This is a genomic window from Sphingobium sp. KCTC 72723 (genome assembly GCF_014280435.1).
GTDB lineage: Bacteria > Pseudomonadota > Alphaproteobacteria > Sphingomonadales > Sphingomonadaceae > Sphingobium.
The window spans coordinates 2,792,649-2,811,714 of record NZ_CP060388.1 but is presented as its reverse complement, the minus strand read 5'-3'; the positions used below and the strand labels follow the sequence as shown (position 1 = coordinate 2,811,714).

Here is a 19,066-nt window from a genome sequence, read left to right as displayed (position 1 = left end):
TCTCTCCTCCGCCTCCGGTTATCGATCAGTCTGGGATTAATGATCGAACATCCCGGTGCGACCTTCTTGCAAGTTCACCACGACCGACTTGGTCTGGGTGTAGTGGTTGAGCACTTCATGGCTGAACTCACGACCGAACCCGCTCTGCTTGTAGCCGCCGAGTGGCATGTTGGCCTTCAGATTGTAGTAGCGGTTGATCCACACCGTGCCGGTTTCGAGCTTGCGTGCCATGCGGTGCGCGCGCGCAATGTCGCGGGTCCAGATACCACCGGCTAGGCCGTAATTGGTATCGTTCGCCACCTTCATCATGTCGTCTTCGTCCTTCCAGCTAATCACGCTGGTAACGGGGCCGAAGATCTCTTCACGCGCAATACGCATCGAGTTGTTGACGTTGGTAAAGACCGTCGGCCTGATGAAGTTCCCATCGGCAAGCTTGTCGTTGCGGCTGCCGCCGGTCAGAACGTTGGCGCCTTCTTCCGTCGCCAGTTCGAGGTAGCTTACGACCTTGTCCATCTGCATCTGGGACGCCTGCGCGCCGAGCTGTGTGGCGAAGTCGAGCGGGTCGCCCTGGCGAATGCCTTCGAGTGCGACCTTGAACTTGGCGAGGAATTCATCCTGGATCGACTCGTGCAGGAACAGTCGCGATCCGGCCAGGCAAACCTCGCCCTTGTTGAGCACGGTCGACATCGTGGCGCTTTCGACCGCGGCATCGATATCGGCATCGGCGCAGACGATGTGCGCGGACTTGCCGCCCAGTTCCAGCGTCTGCGGGATGATATTGGTGGATGCATACTGCATGATCCGACGGGCTGTCCCCACCGAACCGGTGAAGGCGACCTTGCGGACGTCCTCATGAGTCACAAGCGCCTCTCCGACGTCGGCACCATAGCCGGTGACCACGTTGATCACGCCGGGGGGCAGAAGATCGGCCATTTCCACGAAGAATTCGATCACCGAAAGGCAGACCGTCTCGGCGGGTTTAAGCACAACCGTGTTACCCGAAGCGAGCGCGGGCGCGATCTTGCAGGCCATCATCAGCATCGGAACGTTCCACGGGATAATCTGCGCGCAGACCCCCAACGGCTCGCGATGAACGATGCCGACGGCATCGGGATAATCCATGGTCTGGCCATGGAGGCCGTACGCAGCGCCCGCGAACAATTCGAACTGGCCGATTGCCTGGGGCATGTCGAAATGCATCGATTCGCGGATCGGTTTGCCGTTGTTCAACGTTTCGAGCGTCGCGTAATGCTGATGCCGTGCCTTGAGTCGGCGCGCGACCTCGATCAAAATTTCCTGGCGTTCGGCGGCCGAACTATCCGCCCACTTCGGGAAAGCAGCCTTCGCGGCGGCCACTGCGCGCTGGATATCCTTGGCATTGCCAGCCTGGATTTTGGTCAGCACCGCCCCGGTGGCAGGGTTAATCAGGTCGATCGTCTTTCCGCTATCACTGGAAATCCACTCGCCGCCGATAAAGTGACCGTATTCACTCTTAATTCCGTACTCGTTAGTACCACTTTTCAACTGTGTAGCCATTGCATCTCTCCTTAGAATTCATCCAACTTCGATCAAAAGGTCGCTCACCGGAAACACTCTGCAGGCTAGGGCAAAGCCCGCCGCACGCTCGGTCTCCGAAATCTTCGCCACGCTCATCTTACCGGTCGTGTAATCTCCGCCGACCACCCTGACCCTGCAAATTCCGCACCCGCCGCCACGGCAACCAACGCCGATATCGCTCGATCCGCATCGCTCCATGGCAAGCAAGATCCGCTCGTCCTCACCGCAGCTGAACTCTCCGCCGCCGACGATCCGGATCCGGTGCAGCCCGGTTGTCACGCTATACCTTCTCAGCTGCCTTTGCAGCCGCTTTCGCCGCAAAGGACTGTCCGCCGACCGCGAAGTGGCCGCTCGGCATCTCGCGCAAGATAATGCGAACTGATTCACGCGGCGCCCCAATCGAAGTGATGGCAGCATCGGTCAGGGCTTGGATCAGCCGTTCTTTGTCGTCCGTCGATCTACCCTCGAGCATGTTGACCTCGATGATTGGCATTCACGCCTCCACCTGAAACATTACGGCACCAAGCCCCTGGATACTCGTGCGGACGGTTTGACCGGGCGCGAGATTGGGAGCGGCGGTGATGCCACCTGCCATCACGATGTCGCCTGCTGAGATTTCTTCTCCGCCTTCAGCGACAAGTCGCGCTGCGGCGACCAACGACCGCAAGGGATGGCCGAGAATAGCTGCAGTCGAACCGACCTCGATCACATGGCCGTCGATTTCGAGAATAACCCCGAGGTTCGAGAAATCCTTGGCCGGATCGTTCCATTGTCCGATCACAAGGCCAGAGGACGAGGTGTTGTCGGCAATAACATCGGACAAAGCGAACTTGAAGTTCTCGTACCGGCTATCAATGATTTCCATTGCCGGAGCAATCGCTTCGACCGCCGCCAGCGCCTCCATCGCTGTGACCTTTCCGGAAAGCGGTGCCTTCATAAGGAAGGCCACTTCCGGTTCAACCCGTGGGTGAACGAAACGTGCGCGAGACATCGACGCGCCTTCCTCGATCAGCATCGCGTCGGTCAGGCGGCCCCATGCCACCTCGTCGACCCCGACCTGCAGCATCTTGGCCCGGCTCGTCAGACCCATCTTGACTCCGATTCGGCGTTCACCGCGGCTGAGGCGACGATCGACCGACAGCTTCTGCACCAGATAGGCATCTGCCACACTCAGATCGGGTTCGGTATCCGTGAGTTGGGGCGTTGCGCGCGCATGAAGCGCCGCGCTGTCCAGAATTTCCGCGTAACGTTCAATCTTGTTCATTGCCATCGCCTATGCTGCCCGCACAGAAACGAGATCGAGCGCAACATCGACAATCATGTCTTCCTGCCCGCCAACCATACGCCGCTTACCCAGCTCGATCAGAATTTCGCGGGTGTCGAGGCCGTATTGTTCGGCCGCCTTTTCCGCGTGACGAAGGAAGCTTGAATAGACACCGGCATAACCCAGGCTCAGCGTCTCGCGGTCGACCCGCACCGGGCGATCCTGAAGTGGACGGACCAGATCTTCCGCTGCGTCCATTAGTGCCATCACGTCGCATCCATGCTTCCAGCCCTTTCGGTCGGCCGCAGCAACGAACACTTCGAGCGGGGCGTTGCCCGCCCCTGCCCCCATGCCTGCAAGGCTGGCATCGATCCGTACGGCGCCTTCCTGAGCGGCAACGATCGAATTCGCGACTCCGAGCGACAAATTGTGGTGAGCATGCATGCCGCGCTGGGTTTCTGGCTTGAGAACGCGTTCGTAAGCCCGCAGCCGATCGCGCACACCGTCCATGTCGAGCGCCCCGCCGCTGTCGGTGACATAGACGCAGTGTGCGCCATAGCTTTCCATCAGCAAGGCCTGCTGGGCCAGCGCCTCGGCGTCGATCATGTGGCTCATCATCAAAAAGCCCGATACATCCATACCAAGATCGCGGGCGATACCGATATGCTGCTTGGCAACGTCTGCTTCGGTGCAATGGGTTGCGACTCGTACCGAGCGAACACCCAATGCGTAAGCGCGACGAAGCTCTTCGACAGTGCCGATGCCAGGCACCAGCAGCGTGGTCAGCACCGCCCGTTTGATCACGTCGGCTGCCGCCTCGATCCATTCCCAGTCGGTGTGGGAGCCAAAGCCATAATTGAATGACGTGCCGTTGAGACCATCGCCGTGCGACACTTCAATGGCGTCGACACCGGCATCGTCCAGGGCCTTGGCGATCGTGCGGACACTGTCGGTGCCGTACATGTGGAGGATGGCGTGCATCCCGTCACGCAGCGTGACGTCCTGGATGTAAAGCTTGTCGGTTTCAGGGTTGAAGGTCATGCTGCCACCTCTTCTAGGTTCTGCATTGCAAGCCGCTCGCCGGCCGCCTTGGCCGCAGCGGTCATAATGTCGAGGTTGCCGGAATATTTTGGCAGGTAATCGCCCGCCCCCTCTACCTCGAGGAAAACACTGGTCTTGAGACCGTCGAACTCGCCATAGCCAGGAATCTTGAGGGGCCGGTTCGAGCCGAACCGTTCGAACTGCACTTCCTGCTTGAGGCGATAGCCGGGGACGTAGGACTGAACGGTCTCCACCATGTCCAGAACCGACTGGCGGATAAGGTCCTCATCGACCTGATCGGTCAGCGTGAAGATCGTGTCGCGCATGATCATCGGCGGCTCTGCCGGATTGAGGATGATGATCGCACGCCCGCGGCCCGCACCGCCGACGATCTCGATCGCCTTGGCCGTGGTCCGGGTGAATTCGTCGATATTGGCGCGTGTTCCCGGTCCCGCCGAGCGCGATGAAACCGATGCGACAATCTCAGCGTAATGGACCGGAGTAACGCGCGCGACGGCGGCTACGATCGGGATGGTAGCCTGGCCTCCGCAGGTGACCATGTTCACGTTGCGGACGCTGCTGTCGAGCACATTTCCTACCGGGGGCACGAAAAACGGCCCCAAAGCAGCCGGCGTCAGGTCGACGACCAGCTTCCCGTCCTGCTGCAGCGCGGCATCATGCTCCTTGTGGGCGTAAGCCGAGGTTGCATCGAAGACGATTCCGATCTCCGGATAAACCGGCAGCTTACGCAGCCCGTCCATCCCCTCATGGGTGGTCGTCACACCGCGCTCGCGGGCCATCGCCAGCCCCTCCGATGCTGGGTCGATGCCGACCACCGCAGCGAGTTCGAGCACATCCGAACCCTTGAGCATCTTGATCATCAGGTCAGTACCAATATTGCCTGAGCCGATGATCGCACATTTCATCTTGGGCATACGCTTGCCTTTCATCCAATCCTCAGTTGCCGTCCGCGGCGAATTCTGCGCGAACTGTTCCAACTCCATTGATTCTCGCCTCGACGACATCGCCGCGGTTTACCCCGGCCATCGGACCGAGCGCACCAGACAGGATCACGTCGCCTTCAAGCATCGGCCGACCGACCCGCGCCATGACCCGTGCCAGCCACAATGCTGCGGTGATCGGGCTGCCCAGGCAGGCGATACCAGCGCCGACCGAAATGGGTTCGCCCTTGATCTCCATCACCATGCCGCATTCACGCAGATCGAGCCCATCGAGCTTGCGCGGAACCGCGCCCAGCACGAACAGCCCGCTCGAGGCGTTATCGGCCACGGTGTCCCAGATGCGGATGTCCCAATTGGCCACCCGGCTGTCGACGATCTCGATGGCCGGCACGACATATTCAACCGCGCGGATCATTTCTGCGGTCGTCAGATCGGGATGCGGCAGGTCGCGACCGATGACAATCGCGATCTCGGCTTCGACCTTGGGCTGGATCACCTGATTGAGCGAGATCGGTATGCCTTCGGGCACGTCCATATCGGCAAACAGCATGCCGTAATCGGGCTGGTCGACGCCAAGCTGCCGCTGGACCGCAAGCGAAGTGAGGCCGATCTTGCGGCCTACCAGTCTTCGTCCGCTGTCGACATAGTGCCGGGTATTGACCTCCTGCACGGCATAGGCAGCATCAACCCCGCCCGCCGAAATGAGATCGCGAACCGGCGCCACGGGTGTTCCGCTTGTCGCAGCTCCACGCAGCATTTCGGCGGCTTGTTGAATGACCCGAGGGTCTATCGTGGTTTCCATGGTCATAATCTCAGAGCTTCACGCAAATGTTTGCGGTTTCGGTGTAGAATTCGAGGCTGTGGACACCACCCTCCCGGCCGATCCCGGAATGGCCAGACCCGCCAAACGCCGTGCGCAGATCGCGCAGGAACCAGCAATTGACCCAGCACACACCGACCTGCATCGCCGCTGCCACCCGGTGCGCGCGCGAAACGTTTTCGGTCCACACGGTCGCGCACAATCCGTAGTCGGTGTCGTTGGCCAGCGCGATAACCTCGTCTTCGGAGTCGAACGGGATTACCCCGCAGCACGGACCGAAGATTTCCTCGCGGATCACCGTGGCATCGTGCGCAAGTCCGGTCCACAGCGTCGGCTCCACGTAGAAGCCGCCCGCCTGATCGCCTTCGACTTTCGGAACGCCGCCGCCGGTGACAACCGTCGCCCCTTCTTCGACCGCTTTCGCGTAATAGCCTAGCACCTTATCGCGGTGCTCTGCGCTGCTCAACGGCCCAAGGTAGGCCGGATCGCCCATGGAACCGGGCTTGAATGCCTGCGCCGCCAGCGTCATCCGCCGGACAAACTCATCGAACAGCGGCCGCTCGACATAGACCCTCTCTGTGCCGAGACAGACCTGCCCGGTGTTGAGGAAGACCGAGCGTGACAGGCCCTCAATCGCCTTGTCGAGATCAGCGTCGGCGAAGACGATCGCCGCATTCTTGCCGCCGAGCTCGAAAGAAACGTCGCGGACCCCGACTGCAGCCTTTTGCATGATCGCCTGCCCGGTTCCGGTCTCGCCGGTAAAAGTGATCGCATCGACATCCTTGTTGGAGGTCAGAAACTCGCCTGCCGAGCCGCCGCCGAAACCATGGACGACGTTGTAGACGCCTTGGGGCATCCCCACCGCGTTCATGACTTCGCCTAGTAGCGCTGCTGTTCGGGGGGTTTCCTCCGAAGGCTTGACCACCACTGTGTTTCCGCAGGCTAGCGCCGGTCCGACCTTCCAGGTCATCAGCAGCAACGGGAAGTTCCACGGGCAGATCACCGCGATCACGCCCTTGGCCTTGCGCACGGCATAATTGATCGCCTGCCCACCATCGGGCGTCGGCGTGGTGAAGGATTCACCTGGCATCGTCGCGATAACGTCCGCGAACATGCGGAAATTCGCCGCGCCGCGAGGAATGTCGATGTGCGAAGCCACGTGACGGGGCTTGCCCGTATCGGCCACTTCGGCATCGAGAAAATCATCCGCACGGCGCTCGATTTCGGCGGCCACCGCGACGATCAACTTAACCCTCTCGGCAGTCGTCATCTTGCCCCAAGGACCATCAAGAGCCGCTTTAGCGGCCGCCACTGCATCGGCGACATCGGCTTCGCTTGCCTCATAAACCGTGCCGATTGTTTGGCCCGTTGCCGGATTGACGTTGTCAAAGGTCTTTCCTTGGCTGCCCTTGCGATAGGAACCCCCAATGAAATTGAGTATGTGGTCGGCTACAGGTCGAGGCGAATTGGTAGTCATTTGATTTCTATCGTCCCAATGTATTATTGCACTGGCCGCTCACTGCTGCTCTGCGCCGATTGCGGAGAGGCCAGCGTTGGCGCAGGCAATGTCGAGTTCTTCAGATCCACCAGAGACGCCGATTGCACCGACGAATTCGCCATCGATAACGATGGGAAGTCCCCCGCCAAACATCACGATCCCCGGCTGAACGGTTATCCCGTCGCTCAGCGCCGGATTGCCCGAAACCATCTTGTACACGTCAGGCGTCGCAACCCGAAAGCTGGCGGCGGTATAGGCCTTGTCCTGGGCAATTTGTGACGAGGGAAAGGGTGTACCGCTCGCGCGCAGCAGAGCCGCCAGTTCGCCTCCTCCACCGATGATGGCGGCAACGACCGGGTAACCGGCTTCCTCGCCCTTGGCGACGGCGGCCGAAACCGCTTGTGCGGCCAAGCCGTGTCCGATTGTCCGGATTGTCACCAAACCGTCCATGATCAGGTGTTTACCGTCATGAAGCGTTCGTTCAGCGCCTTCTCGTAATAGAAGATCGCCTTACCCGCGTTTTCTGCCTGCCACATACGGCGCGGGTTGTCGGGGTAATAGATATAGCCGCCGCTGAACGTCTCGTTGCGGTTGCCCGACGGATCGAAGAAATAGATCGTCTGGCCGCGAGTGATCCCGTGGCGCGTCGGGCCGATGTCGAGCGAAATATCGTAGCGACTGATAATGTCAGCCGCGTGCCCAACATCGTTCCAGGATTCGAGGTTGAACGAAGTGTGGTGGATCCGGCCATCTTCCGGATAACCCAGAAAAGCGACATCATGGGCCTTGTTGCTGCATGAAAGGAAGATACCGAGACGTGCCCCGGTACTTTCGTCGACCAGTTCCTCGGTTACTGAGAAGTCGAGAACTTCCACGAAGATCTTGGCGCTCGCCGAGATGTCCACGCCGTTGAGCGCGCAGTGATCAAAGCGGGTTGCCCGCATGCCACGCGGTTCGGCTATCCAGACATCAGGATTGCGGACCGCCGGCCCGGTTTCGGACAGCTCCATTTCTGCGTATAGGTCAAACACATGCGCGGTCGGCGCGTTGAAGCGGATTTTGCGTCCGACACCCGGATCTTCGCCAGCGGGAATGACATCGACGTTCACTCCCGCATCGAGCAGGCGTTCGGCAAAATGATCAAGATCGGAGTCTTTCGCGACCTTGAACGCCATGCGGTCAAGCCCAGCGGTATCGGCTTCGCGCAGGATAATGCTGTGGCGGTCGAATTCGTCGAACGCCTGGAAGAAGGCACGCCCATCCTCGACGCTGACGAGATTGAGACCAATCCGGTCACGATAATGAACAATAGCCTCATCGAGATCGAGGACCCGCAGTTGCACATATCCAGGGCGAATTACACCGGTCAAAGCCATTTCAGTTCTCCTTGCATGCGTCAGCCCTTGAGGCCGTTGCTGAAAAATTCAGACACAACTCGGTTAAAGCTGACCATGCGCTCAATCTGGACCCAGTGCCCGCATTCGCCGAACACGTTCAAGTCAGCACGAGGCAGCAGCGTTGCCAAGCGCACGCTCGACTCCAGTGGAATAACCTCATCGAACCGGCCATGCAGCACCAGCATTTCGTGTTGCAGCGCCGCAATGTCTTCTTCGCGGCTTGCCAGCATCGCGATATTGGCTTGACGGTCCGCGCCGCCAAAGGTCGCATGATACGGTTCCTGTGCACCAGGACGCATACTTGCTTCGTATCGCGACTTGATCAGATCGTCGGTCAGCCTGCTGTGATCCCAGGCAAGATATTCGAGCGACGAGCGCATGGCCTCGACCGAGGGAACATAGCCCCAGACCTCATCGAGCGCTGGCGTGATCGGGAACTCAAGACCGGCCGGTCCCATAAGGACCGCCCGCTCGACTCGATGAGGATGCGCGATCGTGAAAGCCAGCGCAATGCCGCCACCGAACGAATTGCCCACCATTGACACCTTGTCGATGCCAAGCCCGTCAAGCAGGGCGGCAATCTGGTCGACCCAGATCTGCTTGTCTTCGATACGGCCCTTGGAATCGGAATAACCAAATCCGTACATGTCCGGCGCAATCACCCGGAACTGTTTTGCAAGAGCTGGCATATTGAGCCGCCAGTTAGCCCATGCCGTGACACCTGGTCCCGATCCATGGATAAGCACGACTGGCGGCCCTTCGCCCACATCATGGTAGTTGGTAACACTGCCATCGACTACCAGCGACTTGCCAATCTCGGGGCGTGGATCTTCTTTCGTTGCGGTGACCATATCTCTCCCGATCGCGCCTTTACCGCCTTCAAGCCTAAGCGCCTCCCGTCGTCTTGACGGAAAACATTATAGGCGGGCGCTAGAATCATTTTCAGATTTATTGCACAAAACAGAACGCGTTGGCAATTAGCGAATGCATTATACTCGCCGTATACCTGCGAGCGGTGCGCGAGCTACCTCATGCTAGGCCTTCGGCCTTTAGCGCTGCACCCACAGCGGGACGCTGCGCGATCTTGCCGGCATAAGTGCCGAGCGCGGGATATGCAGACATATCGATGCCCACATGTCCGGGCCATCCAAGCATCACGAATAGGTAGATATCGGCGACGCTGAACGAATCTCCGACGTAGTGATCGCGTCCGTCCAGCTCCTTGTCGAGCGCTGCCAGGTGATTCTTGACCAACACCGCGGCCGCCGCCTTGACCTCATCGGACGTTCCGGGAGTGAACAGGGGCACAAAGGCCTTGTGGAATTCCGAGCCGAGAAAGCTGAGGCGGCTCAACAGCTGATAGCGCTCAATGCTGCCCTCGGCTGGCGCCAAGCCGACTCCGGGATTTTGATCGGCGATATAGAGCAGAATTGCTGGGTTCTCGGTCAGGCTCTGACCGTTGTCCAGGGTCAGCGCCGGTACCTTCCCGGATGGATTAACGGCCAGAAAATCGTCGCCTGCTTCGGTTTTGCGGGTTGAGAGATCGACCTTGACCGCCTCGAAATCCGCGCCGGCTTCGCGCAGGGCAATATGCGGTGCAAGCGAACAGGCGCCCGGACTGATGAACAACTGCATTGTGTTTCTCCTCTTGTCTTTTGTCGGTAAAAATTACGGCCGTCAGATCGGGGTCGCCAGCAGGGTCGCGATCCGATGGGTGTCGTAGACGCACGTCCGGCTAATCAACCTTGCCGCGCCATCCTTGACCAGCAACCTGTCGATATACTTCCCGGCATTATAGATGCGCGTTTCACCGTCATTGCGGGTTTGCAGCACAGCATAGCTGGCCTCCGCCGTCACCGTGTTCCCGTCGCTCCCGGTCACCACCGCCCGAGAGATTAGATGACGACTGAAATGTTCGGGGAACACGTTGGCATGGCGCAGGGCCACCACGCGATCAACCAGCATCCCCTTGCTATCACAATACATCACTGCGGCAGGCAGGCCATTGTCGACATTCTCGCGAGCGATCACCTGGTAGAGGCAATCTTCAACAAAGAACTCGGGCCAATCTTCAAGGCGCCCGTCATCGAGGCATAGGCCGTAAGCGGCGTTCAGGGAATCGATCAGACCTTGCAGAACGGGATCGGCGATTGTCATGCTGGCACCCCCACTGTCGAGGCCGACAAGGCATCACCCATCAATTCCAGATACCCTTTCCAGAATCCACGCACGGCGTTCTCATCCATGCCCATCGGCGCGTAATATTCGCGCACATCGTCGCCACCCATTTCGATGAAATTAAACTTGCCTTCCGCCCCGATGGTACCCTGCTGGCAAAGCTCGACCGCTTCGCCGTCCTCCATCGATATCAGCCCGGAGGGCCCAACAAGATTCAGGTTGCGCAGGCGGTGCCGCGTTGTTTCCTCATCATCGTCGGCATAGCCAAAGTAAGTCCAGACCAGCTCTGTCTTGTCAGGGCCAAGCGTCACGATCTGACGGGTCGCCAGCGTGTTCTGGATTTGCTGCAACACCACGTTGGGGAACAGCGACTGGATGTGCAGCCCCACATCGTCGTCAATTTCGGGCCGGAATTGCAACAGTCTTTCATCCTGCAATTTCGTAGCTCCTTGCATCTCCCGATTGGCTTCGTCGCCGAACGACGTGTAATCGATGTCGCCCTTGGGCTTGGACACGGTAAAGACGTTATGGAAGCCCTGCTCGGTAAGTTCCCCCGCGCTGTCCTGGCTTTGGCGGTAAATGCCGAAGGTCGGGTAGAAAAGATGTAGCAAGGCTCCGTGATAGCTATCACGGCTGTTTTCGGAATAGAGCTTCCAGTTGCCAGACATATACTGACGCGCGTAGCCCAAAACCTTGATCGGGCGATGAAAAACCCGGTCGATATATTTGCGCATCACGGGGCCTAGAAAATCTTCGAGCGGCTCTATCTCGGACGAAAACGTGCCGAAAACCATGCCCTTGTAGCTCTCAACCCGCAGCTTCTCGAGCGAGTGATTGGCCGGATCGAAATCCTTGTCATAGCCGCCGACGCCCTTCATGCCGCGCCGGAACGGCACGCCAACCAGCGTTCCTTCGGAATCGTAAGCCCACTGGTGATAGACGCAGACGAAAGCGCCATCGGCCTGGTTACCGCGCAGCGAGCGGCACACGGTTGCCCCCTTGTGTGCGCAGCGGTTGACCCAGGCGAAAATCTTGCCGTCCTGACCGCGCACCAGGACCACTGGTGTTTCACCGACATGGCTCGTCCGAAAATCGCCTGCATTGGCAATTTCGGCTTCTAGTCCAAGGTAACACCAGGTGCGCCCTTTGAAGACGTTGCTCTGTTCCGCAGCGAAGATTTCGGGGTCGTGATAGACCTTATAGTCGATCGCCGTGGGGATTGATCGCTGGGCCTCAACCCGTGCTTGAGTGTTCATTCCATCTCTCCTTCACGTTCAAATCCCTGCCCAGATGCGAGCCGCCCACAGGTGCGCATCGCGCTGAGCATCATCGCCGCGTCCGCCTTGCCTGAACCGACAATGTCGTAGGCGGTGCCATGGGCGACCGACATGTGGAGATAGGGCGGCCCCATTATGATTACGCAGTTGCCCGAAAATCCCCAGGTCTTGACCGCAATATGGCCCTGATCGTGGAACATCGCGAGAACCATGTCGTAACGGCCCTCGATGCACTGGCGAAAGACTGAATCCGGCGCGACCGGTCCTTCGACGGCAATCCCCATGGCCTTGGCCCGCTCGACACCCGGTGCGATGGCCAGCCGCTCCTCATCGCCCATGGCGTGCGGATTGAGCCCGGCAACCGCAATACGCGGCTTGGCAATTCCCCAGGACCGCATGGCATCATTCACCTGACCGATGGCCTTGGCCACCAGATCAGCGGAAATGACATCGATCACCTGACGCAAGGACATATGATCAGTCAGATGCGCAACCCGCAAGGGGCCGGTCAGCAAAACGAGATAGCTTTCGCCGGGCGTGGGGCTGATAACCTTGTCCAGCTTGCCGGCCATCTTCAGCGAACCGCTACTGATCGGTCCCATGATCGTCGCCGCAAAGGATCCGTCTCGCGCCAGCGCATCAAGCTCATCAAGCCATTGCGCCGTCGCGTGCCCCGCCGCCTCAGTGTCTTCGCCCAGCGGCAGAACCCCGGCAAGCAAGGCACCCGTGTCGATCACGTCAATCACGCCCGGATCGTCACTGGGCGTCTCGAGCGACTTCATGGCACGCACGCGCGCTTTGACCCCAGTCATGTCGATGGCCCGTTCGACGGCGGCAGACGACCCGACCAGAACCGGGACCGACACCTCGTGAACCTGCCCGCTCGCAAGCGCCTTGACCGCAACCTGCGGACCGATCCCGGCAGGGTCGCCGATCAGCGTTCCAACGACCGGCCGTGCGCCAAGCGAACCCATTGGCCGGTCAGATACTGTAGACATCGAGCATCGTCCTTGCGACGTCGTTGATCACGATCGTCTTCTTGCGTTTGATCACAAAGGAATTTCCTGCTGGCGCAAGGTCGTAGTGCGCGGATCCGCTGTAAACGGTGACATCTCCCTCAAGCACCGAAGTGACGGTCCATGAGGTTCGCACCTGCAAACCAGCAGCGGTATCCTCGACCGACAGCAGCGTGAACATATGCTGCGTCCGTGGAGCAGGCGTACTGGATGAAGACCGACCGGTCCGGATGCGAAACACCCGATCTTCCAGCCCGCCCCGGTTATGATAATAGATCAGCGAGATTTCACGCTTCGGATCGGCGGTCAGGCGTTCACTATCATCCCAGGCAGGCACCCAATATTCAGCCTCCTCGTCGTAGAGCGACAACCAGGAATCCCAGTCCTTCTCGTCCAGCGCCTGGGCTTCTCGCCCAAGGAAGCGCAACACCGACAGCCATTTTGCATCGACGTCATTCACAAAACCGGCTCCTTGTCCCCAAACGCCATCAGTTCAGCGCCTTCGCGATCGATCGCCGAATTCATACGGTTCACCCACTCATCATGGATCGCGACATAAAGGCCTTCGTCAGCCACGGAGGGACTGCTGAGGACGGCGTCCACACCCAAGCCTGCACCAAAATGTCCAGCGTCCTTCTCCCACCTTGTGGCGCCACGCGACATGTCGTTCATCCGGCCTTCACCGGCAGCGAAACCGGCCTGGCAGTTGTTGAACTCGGTCAGGTCATCGGGCGTCGCCATGCCGCTGGCGTTGAAGAAGTCTTCATACTGCCGAAGCCGCAAGGCCCGGGCCTCAGCACTCTCACCAACAGGCGCGATGCAATAGGTCGTGACTTCCGTTTCATCGACCGAAATCGGGTGAATGATTCTGATCTGGCTACTGCTCTGGTCCATCAAGAACACATTGGGGAAAAGTTGGAGATTGCGGATCCGCTTGTTCATCCACAACGACTTCTCCTCTCCGTGATTGGCAGTCAGCCAGTCAAGAATTTCAAAGTTCGGCCGGTCAATGAAGTTGGCGTAGTCCATCCACAGGACTGCATGACCATTCTCGAAAGAGAATGACCCACCATCCTGTCGATTGTAATTGGCCAAATCGATAGCTTTCGTATCGTTCTTAGATACGCCCAGCACACGCCTTTGAACGGTCATGAAGTAGTTCGCATGCACAGTGCTGACGTGGTATCCGTCCAGACCGTTTTCAACCTGCAACTTCCAGTTGCCCCGATAACGATATCGGGTCGCGCCAGGGATTACCTCAAGCTCTCCGGTCTTGGATTGATCGACCAGCAGATCGATGAACTTTTTCGACCCTGCAAGATAATCCTCAAGCGGCAAGACGTCGTCGGAAAGGCTGGCGAAGATGAAGCCGCGATAGCTTTCAAGGCGCGCAATTTGCGGCAGACCAAGATCAGCCTTGTCGAATCCAGGCGCGTAGCCACCAGCCGCCTCTTCCGTCACATCAAGCAAATCGCCTGCCGATGAATAGGTCCATCCATGGAACGGGCACATGAAATTCTTTTTATTTCCGGCCTTTTCACGGCAGACGCGCGCGCCCCGATGCGCGCAAGCATTCACCATTCCGCGAAGCACCCCCGTCTTATCACGGGTTATAATGACAGGCACTCTGCCAATTTTGGTTGTGATAAAATCGTTGGGCTTAGCGACCTGACTTTCATGCGAAACGAACACCCAGTTGCGTTCGAAGACATACTTAAGCTCAAGCTCGAAAATCTCGGGGTCGGTAAAAGCTGCACGATCTACTTTATAGACGCCGCGCGTTTCATCCTTGGCCAACCAGGATTGGAGCCGTCCCCGCAGGACCTGCAGGTTGGCGATACGCCCAACCAATCGTTCTTTCGCGTTCATTACCTGTCTCTCCCGCATCGTCCTTTTGACCCGACGTCGCTTCTGCGATCACTTGGCCCCGGCGCCATTGCAAATGCCGGTCGCTGAACAGTTACCAGTTCGCCAATCACCTGTCGGCGAATCAACCAGCCAATGCCAGGCCGCTATCCTACCGCTAAAAATTATTCAGTGCAACGTATTGCACCCAGCGAAACATTCGCCTAATAGATTTTCCAGATTAGGTGCCGAAGCCGCATGTTTAGCGTCGTCGAGCATGCTGGACACAGCGCCAAAAAAGGCGGCAATTTTGGGAGAGCAGTCAATGTCATCGGTCAGCGAACTTGGATATCTCGGCATGTCAGTGACAGATCTCGATGCGTGGCGAGCCTACGCAGCAGAGGTTGCCGGAATGGAAGTCGTCGACGAAGGTGAGAGTGATCGCATCTATCTCCGGATGGATCTGTGGCATCATCGCATAGCACTTATCAAAGGCGACACTGACGATCTCGCCTACATGGGCTGGCGGCTTGGTGATCCGACCGAGTTCGAGGCAATGGTTGAAAAGCTGACCAACGCCGGGATAGCAGTGACTGTGGCGAGCGATGCCGAAGCCCGCGAGCGCCGCGTGCTCGGCCTGGCCAAGTTGACCGATCCCGGTGGAAACCCCACCGAAATCTTCTACGGCCCGCAAGTGGATGCCCACAAGCCTTTCCATCCCGGACGCCCCATGTTCGGCAAATTCGTCACCGGGTCGGAGGGGATCGGTCACTGCATCCTGCGCCAAGACGATGTCGAAGCCGCAGCCGCGTTTTACCGCCTGTTGGGGCTGCGCGGATCGGTTGAATACCAGTTGCATCTGCCCAACGGCATGGTGGCCATGCCGTACTTCATGCATTGCAATGAACGGCAGCACTCGGTCGCCTTCGGCCTCGGCCCGATGGAAAAGCGCATTAACCATCTGATGTTTGAATATACCGAACTGGACGACCTCGGGCTCGCCCACGACATCGTGCGCGAGCGTCAGATTGATGTCGCGCTTCAGCTCGGCAAGCATGCCAACGATTTGGCCCTCACCTTCTACTGCGCCAACCCTTCTGGCTGGCTGTGGGAATTTGGTTGGGGTGCTCGTAAGGCGCCTGCCCAGCAGGAATTCTACACCCGCGACATTTTCGGTCACGGCAATGAGGCCCAGGGGTACGGCATGGATGTTCCTCTCCAGTAAGCCGCCTCCAGACTGGCTGCTATATCAAATACATCAAAGGATTACGAAGCACGATGACAAGTAAGGTACGTCTTTGCCCGGTTGCTGACGTCAAGGATGGCGAACCGGTCGGAGTGTTTCTGGAGCAACTGCCCGCGCTGGCTGTCTACAACGTCGATGGTGATATCTTCGTGACCAACAACATGTGCACCCATGGAAACGCAATGCTGACTGATGGGTACCAAGATGGCGGCATCATCGAATGCCCATTTCATGGTGGATCGTTCGATATCGCCACTGGGGCGGCGAAGGCCTTTCCTTGCCAGGTTGCGATCAAGACTTACCCCGTCAGGATCGAAGACGGGTGGGTCTGCATCGATCAACTGGAAGGAGTGGCCTGAGATGCATCCGAACATTTCCGAGCGCCTTCGCTTGCAGTATCTTGCAACCGAAATCAACGCCATCCATGCCGAGTGGATAGATGATGATCGACTTGAGGAATGGCCAGAGCTGTTCGCGGACGACTGCATTTACAAGGTTATCGCGCGCGAGAACCATGACCGCAATCTGACCGTCTCGGCGATATTCTGCGATAGCAAAGGCATGCTGGTCGACCGCATCGTATCCTTGCGCAAAGCAAATATCTTTCCGGTGCACAGCTATCGTCATATTCTTGGGCCTACTCGCATCGTGTCAGAACACGAATTAAAGATCACGGCTCAAACAAATTACACCGTATTCATGACTCGAGCGGACGGTCGTACGGAAATATACAATTCCGGCAAATATATCGATGAAATCGACTGTAGCGGAGAGAAACCGCTCTTTACATCGAAAGTCGCTGTATTTGACACGAATGTCATAGATACAATGATGGTACGTCCAATATAAGCCGATTGTGAGATTTTACTTATGCCAGAAACAGTGCTTAAGGGTAGTCAAGATTCGGATGCATCGGACGTTGCCGGGTGCCGTGTACCGTATCGCGTATTCACCGATCCGGAATATTATCGGCGAGAGCAAGAGAATATCTTCCAGGGTGAAACATGGTCTTTCGTTGCCCTGGAAGCGGAAGTGCCCGAACCGGGAGACTTCAAATCAACCTTCGTGGGCGAGACTCCGGTCATAGTGACCCGTGCCAGTGACGGTAAAGTGCATGCCGTGGTCAATCGTTGCGCGCACCGCGGTGCACTGGTTTGCCGCGAAGTGCGCGGCAACCGCCCAAATCTGGAATGCGTATACCATCAGTGGGCCTATGATCTGGAAGGCAATCTGATCGGAGTCCCATTCCGGCGTGGCCTCAAGGGTCAGGGCGGCATGCCCGGTGACTTCGACATGAAGCAACACGGCCTGAGAAAGCTCCGTGCGGAAAGCATTGGCGGTCTGGTTTTCGCCAGTTTCTCTGAAACCGTTGAACCGCTGCGTGACTTTTTGGGGCCGATCGTGATCGAGCACATCGAGCGCATCATGTGCAAGCCAATCAAGGTGCTGGGCGACCAGCGCCAGCATGTGCATGGCAACTGGAAGCTCTACGCCGAAAACACGCGCGACCCATATCACGCAAGCCTACTCCACCTGTTCCACAACACATTCGGATTATACCGATCGACACAGACGGGCAAAAGCGTGATGGACGCGAACAAGCGTCATTCGCTGCTTTACTCGATCGCTGCCAGCAACGACGATGCCGCGGATAAGCAGGCCTATGGGGATTCTCGCACCTTTAACACCGATTTCAAGCTGCAGGACATGTCGCTCCTTAAAGGTCGGCAGGAATTCGATGATGGCATAACCCTCGTTATCCTCGCAGTGTTCCCCAATCTGGTGCTCCAGCAGATTCAGAACACCCTGGCGGTGCGGCAGATACTAACCAAGGGCACCGACGGCTTCGAGCTTGTCTGGACCCATTTCGGCTACGCTGATGATGATGCCGAGATGCAGGCTATCCGGCAAAAGCAAACCAACCTGATCGGTCCGGCCGGGCTGATCTCCATGGAAGATGGTGAAGCTGTCGAAATCGTCCAAAGGGCCGTCATTGGCGAAATGGAAGCAGAATCTTACATCGCCATGGGCGGAGGCCGTGCGGACGATGCAGATCACCTGGTCACCGAGGGCTCAATCGTTGGATTCTGGGAAAACTACGAAAAGCTAGTGGGTTACGGAGCCGCGTCATGACCAAAAAGATCGATTTCTATTTCGATTTCATCAGTCCGTTCAGCTACCTCGCGCAGGCGAAACTGCCTGATTTGGCCCGCAGGACCGGCTGCCTGATCGAATATTGGCCGATCGACATTCCGGAGGCGAAGATTGCTGCCGGAAACTATGGCCCGTCCAACCGCGAAGTTGTTCCCAAGATAAAGGTCCTGATGGCCGATTTGGAGCGCTGGGCGGTCAAGTACGGGGTACCTTTGACGTTTCCCGCGAGCTTCGCCTGTTCGGATTGGAACTGTGCAGCGCTTTATGCCCGCAGCCAAGGCCGGGCGGAAGCATTTGTTAGTGCCGCGTTCCACCGAATCTGGGGGATCGGGATTGATCCGCGCGATCGGAATGAGTTGCGCGGCTGTGCCGAAGACGTTGGATTGGACGCAGATGCATTGTGCGAATTCGTCGCTTCACCCGTGGGCCGGGGCGAATACCGCAAGGCCCGTACGCAAGCCTACCAGCGAGGCGTATTCGGCGCGCCGATGATGTTTGTCGATGATCAGATATTCTGGGGCAACGATCGCCTCGATTTTCTTGAAAGTTATCTTCTTGATTAAAATTCAAAGTATGAAGTTTATAAAAGATTAATATGGATGGGAGCTTCCGAGGTGTGGGTCCAAAAACCATCGTCGCTCTCGACAGCATGGCGTTTGGCCGCGCTCGATGCAAAGTCGCACGTATTTAGCGTCGTAAAGGCTGCTTTCAGAGAGAGGGTGTTGGGTGCAATGAAGGAAGCTTTCCTTTACAATTTTAAGAAACTCGTAGCCCCGCTTTTGGCAGCGTAGTGTGGTCGATAGGAAGCCCC

At 58.0% G+C, this 19,066-nt stretch carries 22 protein-coding genes; 5 read left to right on the top strand and 17 right to left on the bottom strand.

The window, feature by feature from the left end:
- Nucleotides 1–36: 36 nt before the first annotated feature.
- The 17 genes from SPBM01_RS13860 to SPBM01_RS13780 form a co-directional block, all read right to left on the bottom strand.
- Nucleotides 37–1,536 carry an aldehyde dehydrogenase family protein gene (locus SPBM01_RS13860; protein ID WP_043152435.1) on the bottom strand — a complete coding sequence of 500 codons (1,500 nt, stop codon included), beginning with the start codon at nucleotides 1,534–1,536 and terminating at the stop codon, nucleotides 37–39.
- A gap of 18 nt (nucleotides 1,537–1,554) precedes the next feature.
- The gene (locus SPBM01_RS13855; RefSeq protein WP_141249587.1) at nucleotides 1,555–1,836 is read right to left on the bottom strand and encodes a 2Fe-2S iron-sulfur cluster-binding protein; all 282 of its coding nucleotides are present in this window, start codon (nucleotides 1,834–1,836) and stop codon (nucleotides 1,555–1,557) included.
- Nucleotide 1,837: 1 nt separating this feature from the next.
- The gene (locus SPBM01_RS13850; RefSeq protein ID WP_043152433.1) at nucleotides 1,838–2,050 is read right to left on the bottom strand and encodes a 2-hydroxymuconate tautomerase; all 213 of its coding nucleotides are present in this window, start codon (nucleotides 2,048–2,050) and stop codon (nucleotides 1,838–1,840) included.
- Nucleotides 2,051–2,821, bottom strand: coding sequence for a 2-keto-4-pentenoate hydratase (locus SPBM01_RS13845; RefSeq protein ID WP_043152431.1), 771 nt, complete (start codon nucleotides 2,819–2,821; stop codon nucleotides 2,051–2,053).
- Nucleotides 2,822–2,830: 9 nt separating this feature from the next.
- The gene (gene dmpG / locus SPBM01_RS13840) at nucleotides 2,831–3,862 is read right to left on the bottom strand and encodes a 4-hydroxy-2-oxovalerate aldolase (protein ID WP_169575282.1); all 1,032 of its coding nucleotides are present in this window, start codon (nucleotides 3,860–3,862) and stop codon (nucleotides 2,831–2,833) included.
- Nucleotides 3,859–4,797, bottom strand: coding sequence for an acetaldehyde dehydrogenase (acetylating) (locus tag SPBM01_RS13835; RefSeq protein WP_169575285.1), 939 nt, complete (start codon nucleotides 4,795–4,797; stop codon nucleotides 3,859–3,861). The genes dmpG and SPBM01_RS13835 overlap by 4 nt, the downstream gene beginning before the upstream one ends.
- Nucleotides 4,798–4,819: 22 nt before the next feature.
- A complete protein-coding gene (locus SPBM01_RS13830) occupies nucleotides 4,820–5,632 on the bottom strand; it encodes a fumarylacetoacetate hydrolase family protein (protein ID WP_169575281.1) in 813 nt (270 codons plus the stop codon).
- Nucleotides 5,633–5,636: 4 nt separating this feature from the next.
- The gene (locus SPBM01_RS13825; protein WP_096063922.1) at nucleotides 5,637–7,121 is read right to left on the bottom strand and encodes a 2-hydroxymuconic semialdehyde dehydrogenase; all 1,485 of its coding nucleotides are present in this window, start codon (nucleotides 7,119–7,121) and stop codon (nucleotides 5,637–5,639) included.
- 39 nt (nucleotides 7,122–7,160) lie between these two features.
- Nucleotides 7,161–7,592: a GlcG/HbpS family heme-binding protein gene (locus SPBM01_RS13820; RefSeq protein WP_043152430.1), complete on the bottom strand. Its 432-nt coding sequence runs from the start codon at nucleotides 7,590–7,592 to the stop codon at nucleotides 7,161–7,163.
- A gap of 2 nt (nucleotides 7,593–7,594) precedes the next feature.
- Entirely contained in the window at nucleotides 7,595–8,518 is a 924-nt protein-coding gene (locus SPBM01_RS13815; protein ID WP_043152429.1) for a catechol 2,3-dioxygenase, read from the bottom strand.
- A gap of 20 nt (nucleotides 8,519–8,538) precedes the next feature.
- Complete coding sequence (locus tag SPBM01_RS13810) at nucleotides 8,539–9,390, bottom strand: alpha/beta fold hydrolase (protein WP_169575280.1); 852 nt, start codon at nucleotides 9,388–9,390, stop codon at nucleotides 8,539–8,541.
- Between the two features lie 178 nt (nucleotides 9,391–9,568).
- The gene (gene gstA / locus SPBM01_RS13805) at nucleotides 9,569–10,174 is read right to left on the bottom strand and encodes a glutathione transferase GstA (RefSeq protein ID WP_043152427.1); all 606 of its coding nucleotides are present in this window, start codon (nucleotides 10,172–10,174) and stop codon (nucleotides 9,569–9,571) included.
- Between the two features lie 42 nt (nucleotides 10,175–10,216).
- Entirely contained in the window at nucleotides 10,217–10,696 is a 480-nt protein-coding gene (locus tag SPBM01_RS13800) for an aromatic-ring-hydroxylating dioxygenase subunit beta (RefSeq protein ID WP_169575279.1), read from the bottom strand.
- Entirely contained in the window at nucleotides 10,693–11,973 is a 1,281-nt protein-coding gene (locus SPBM01_RS13795) for an aromatic ring-hydroxylating dioxygenase subunit alpha (RefSeq protein WP_096063923.1), read from the bottom strand. Before SPBM01_RS13795 ends, SPBM01_RS13800 begins: the two co-directional genes overlap by 4 nt.
- A complete protein-coding gene (locus tag SPBM01_RS13790) occupies nucleotides 11,970–12,992 on the bottom strand; it encodes a PdxA family protein (RefSeq protein WP_169575278.1) in 1,023 nt (340 codons plus the stop codon). Before SPBM01_RS13790 ends, SPBM01_RS13795 begins: the two co-directional genes overlap by 4 nt.
- Nucleotides 12,976–13,470 carry an aromatic-ring-hydroxylating dioxygenase subunit beta gene (locus SPBM01_RS13785; RefSeq protein ID WP_051520062.1) on the bottom strand — a complete coding sequence of 165 codons (495 nt, stop codon included), beginning with the start codon at nucleotides 13,468–13,470 and terminating at the stop codon, nucleotides 12,976–12,978. Before SPBM01_RS13785 ends, SPBM01_RS13790 begins: the two co-directional genes overlap by 17 nt.
- A complete protein-coding gene (locus tag SPBM01_RS13780; RefSeq protein ID WP_043152422.1) occupies nucleotides 13,467–14,879 on the bottom strand; it encodes an SRPBCC family protein in 1,413 nt (470 codons plus the stop codon). The genes SPBM01_RS13785 and SPBM01_RS13780 overlap by 4 nt, the downstream gene beginning before the upstream one ends.
- Before the next feature lie 301 nt (nucleotides 14,880–15,180).
- On the opposite strand from SPBM01_RS13780, the gene bphC reads away from it, so the two are divergent.
- From bphC to SPBM01_RS13755, 5 genes are read left to right on the top strand one after another with little or no spacing between them, the layout of a single operon-like run.
- Entirely contained in the window at nucleotides 15,181–16,080 is a 900-nt protein-coding gene (bphC, locus tag SPBM01_RS13775) for a biphenyl-2,3-diol 1,2-dioxygenase (protein WP_043152420.1), read from the top strand.
- A gap of 53 nt (nucleotides 16,081–16,133) precedes the next feature.
- Complete coding sequence (locus tag SPBM01_RS13770) at nucleotides 16,134–16,460, top strand: non-heme iron oxygenase ferredoxin subunit (RefSeq protein WP_169575277.1); 327 nt, start codon at nucleotides 16,134–16,136, stop codon at nucleotides 16,458–16,460.
- Nucleotide 16,461: 1 nt separating this feature from the next.
- Complete coding sequence (locus SPBM01_RS13765; protein ID WP_169575276.1) at nucleotides 16,462–16,950, top strand: aromatic-ring-hydroxylating dioxygenase subunit beta; 489 nt, start codon at nucleotides 16,462–16,464, stop codon at nucleotides 16,948–16,950.
- A 21-nt stretch (nucleotides 16,951–16,971) separates the two neighbouring features.
- Nucleotides 16,972–18,234 carry an aromatic ring-hydroxylating dioxygenase subunit alpha gene (locus SPBM01_RS13760; protein WP_043152416.1) on the top strand — a complete coding sequence of 421 codons (1,263 nt, stop codon included), beginning with the start codon at nucleotides 16,972–16,974 and terminating at the stop codon, nucleotides 18,232–18,234.
- On the top strand, nucleotides 18,231–18,818 hold the full coding sequence (locus SPBM01_RS13755; RefSeq protein WP_169575275.1) for a 2-hydroxychromene-2-carboxylate isomerase: 588 nt from the start codon (nucleotides 18,231–18,233) through the stop codon (nucleotides 18,816–18,818). The genes SPBM01_RS13760 and SPBM01_RS13755 overlap by 4 nt, the downstream gene beginning before the upstream one ends.
- Nucleotides 18,819–19,066 lie beyond the last annotated feature (248 nt).

What these genes read in the sequence shown, in the direction of transcription:
- SPBM01_RS13860 (WP_043152435.1), bottom strand. Translation starts at nt 1,536, where the DNA reads ATGGCTACACAGTTGAAAAGTGGTACTAACGAGTACGGAATTAAGAGT.
- SPBM01_RS13765 (WP_169575276.1), top strand. Translation starts at nt 16,462, where the DNA reads ATGCATCCGAACATTTCCGAGCGCCTTCGCTTGCAGTATCTTGCAACC.
- SPBM01_RS13810 (WP_169575280.1), bottom strand. Translation starts at nt 9,390, where the DNA reads ATGGTCACCGCAACGAAAGAAGATCCACGCCCCGAGATTGGCAAGTCG.
- SPBM01_RS13835 (WP_169575285.1), bottom strand. Translation starts at nt 4,797, where the DNA reads ATGCCCAAGATGAAATGTGCGATCATCGGCTCAGGCAATATTGGTACT.
- SPBM01_RS13800 (WP_169575279.1), bottom strand. Translation starts at nt 10,696, where the DNA reads ATGACAATCGCCGATCCCGTTCTGCAAGGTCTGATCGATTCCCTGAAC.
- SPBM01_RS13755 (WP_169575275.1), top strand. Translation starts at nt 18,231, where the DNA reads ATGACCAAAAAGATCGATTTCTATTTCGATTTCATCAGTCCGTTCAGC.
- SPBM01_RS13845 (WP_043152431.1), bottom strand. Translation starts at nt 2,821, where the DNA reads ATGAACAAGATTGAACGTTACGCGGAAATTCTGGACAGCGCGGCGCTT.
- SPBM01_RS13825 (WP_096063922.1), bottom strand. Translation starts at nt 7,121, where the DNA reads ATGACTACCAATTCGCCTCGACCTGTAGCCGACCACATACTCAATTTC.
- SPBM01_RS13795 (WP_096063923.1), bottom strand. Translation starts at nt 11,973, where the DNA reads ATGAACACTCAAGCACGGGTTGAGGCCCAGCGATCAATCCCCACGGCG.
- SPBM01_RS13820 (WP_043152430.1), bottom strand. Translation starts at nt 7,592, where the DNA reads ATGGACGGTTTGGTGACAATCCGGACAATCGGACACGGCTTGGCCGCA.
- SPBM01_RS13790 (WP_169575278.1), bottom strand. Translation starts at nt 12,992, where the DNA reads ATGTCTACAGTATCTGACCGGCCAATGGGTTCGCTTGGCGCACGGCCG.
- SPBM01_RS13780 (WP_043152422.1), bottom strand. Translation starts at nt 14,879, where the DNA reads ATGAACGCGAAAGAACGATTGGTTGGGCGTATCGCCAACCTGCAGGTC.
- SPBM01_RS13815 (WP_043152429.1), bottom strand. Translation starts at nt 8,518, where the DNA reads ATGGCTTTGACCGGTGTAATTCGCCCTGGATATGTGCAACTGCGGGTC.
- SPBM01_RS13830 (WP_169575281.1), bottom strand. Translation starts at nt 5,632, where the DNA reads ATGACCATGGAAACCACGATAGACCCTCGGGTCATTCAACAAGCCGCC.
- SPBM01_RS13760 (WP_043152416.1), top strand. Translation starts at nt 16,972, where the DNA reads ATGCCAGAAACAGTGCTTAAGGGTAGTCAAGATTCGGATGCATCGGAC.
- dmpG (WP_169575282.1), bottom strand. Translation starts at nt 3,862, where the DNA reads ATGACCTTCAACCCTGAAACCGACAAGCTTTACATCCAGGACGTCACG.
- SPBM01_RS13770 (WP_169575277.1), top strand. Translation starts at nt 16,134, where the DNA reads ATGACAAGTAAGGTACGTCTTTGCCCGGTTGCTGACGTCAAGGATGGC.
- SPBM01_RS13850 (WP_043152433.1), bottom strand. Translation starts at nt 2,050, where the DNA reads ATGCCAATCATCGAGGTCAACATGCTCGAGGGTAGATCGACGGACGAC.
- bphC (WP_043152420.1), top strand. Translation starts at nt 15,181, where the DNA reads ATGTCATCGGTCAGCGAACTTGGATATCTCGGCATGTCAGTGACAGAT.
- gstA (WP_043152427.1), bottom strand. Translation starts at nt 10,174, where the DNA reads ATGCAGTTGTTCATCAGTCCGGGCGCCTGTTCGCTTGCACCGCATATT.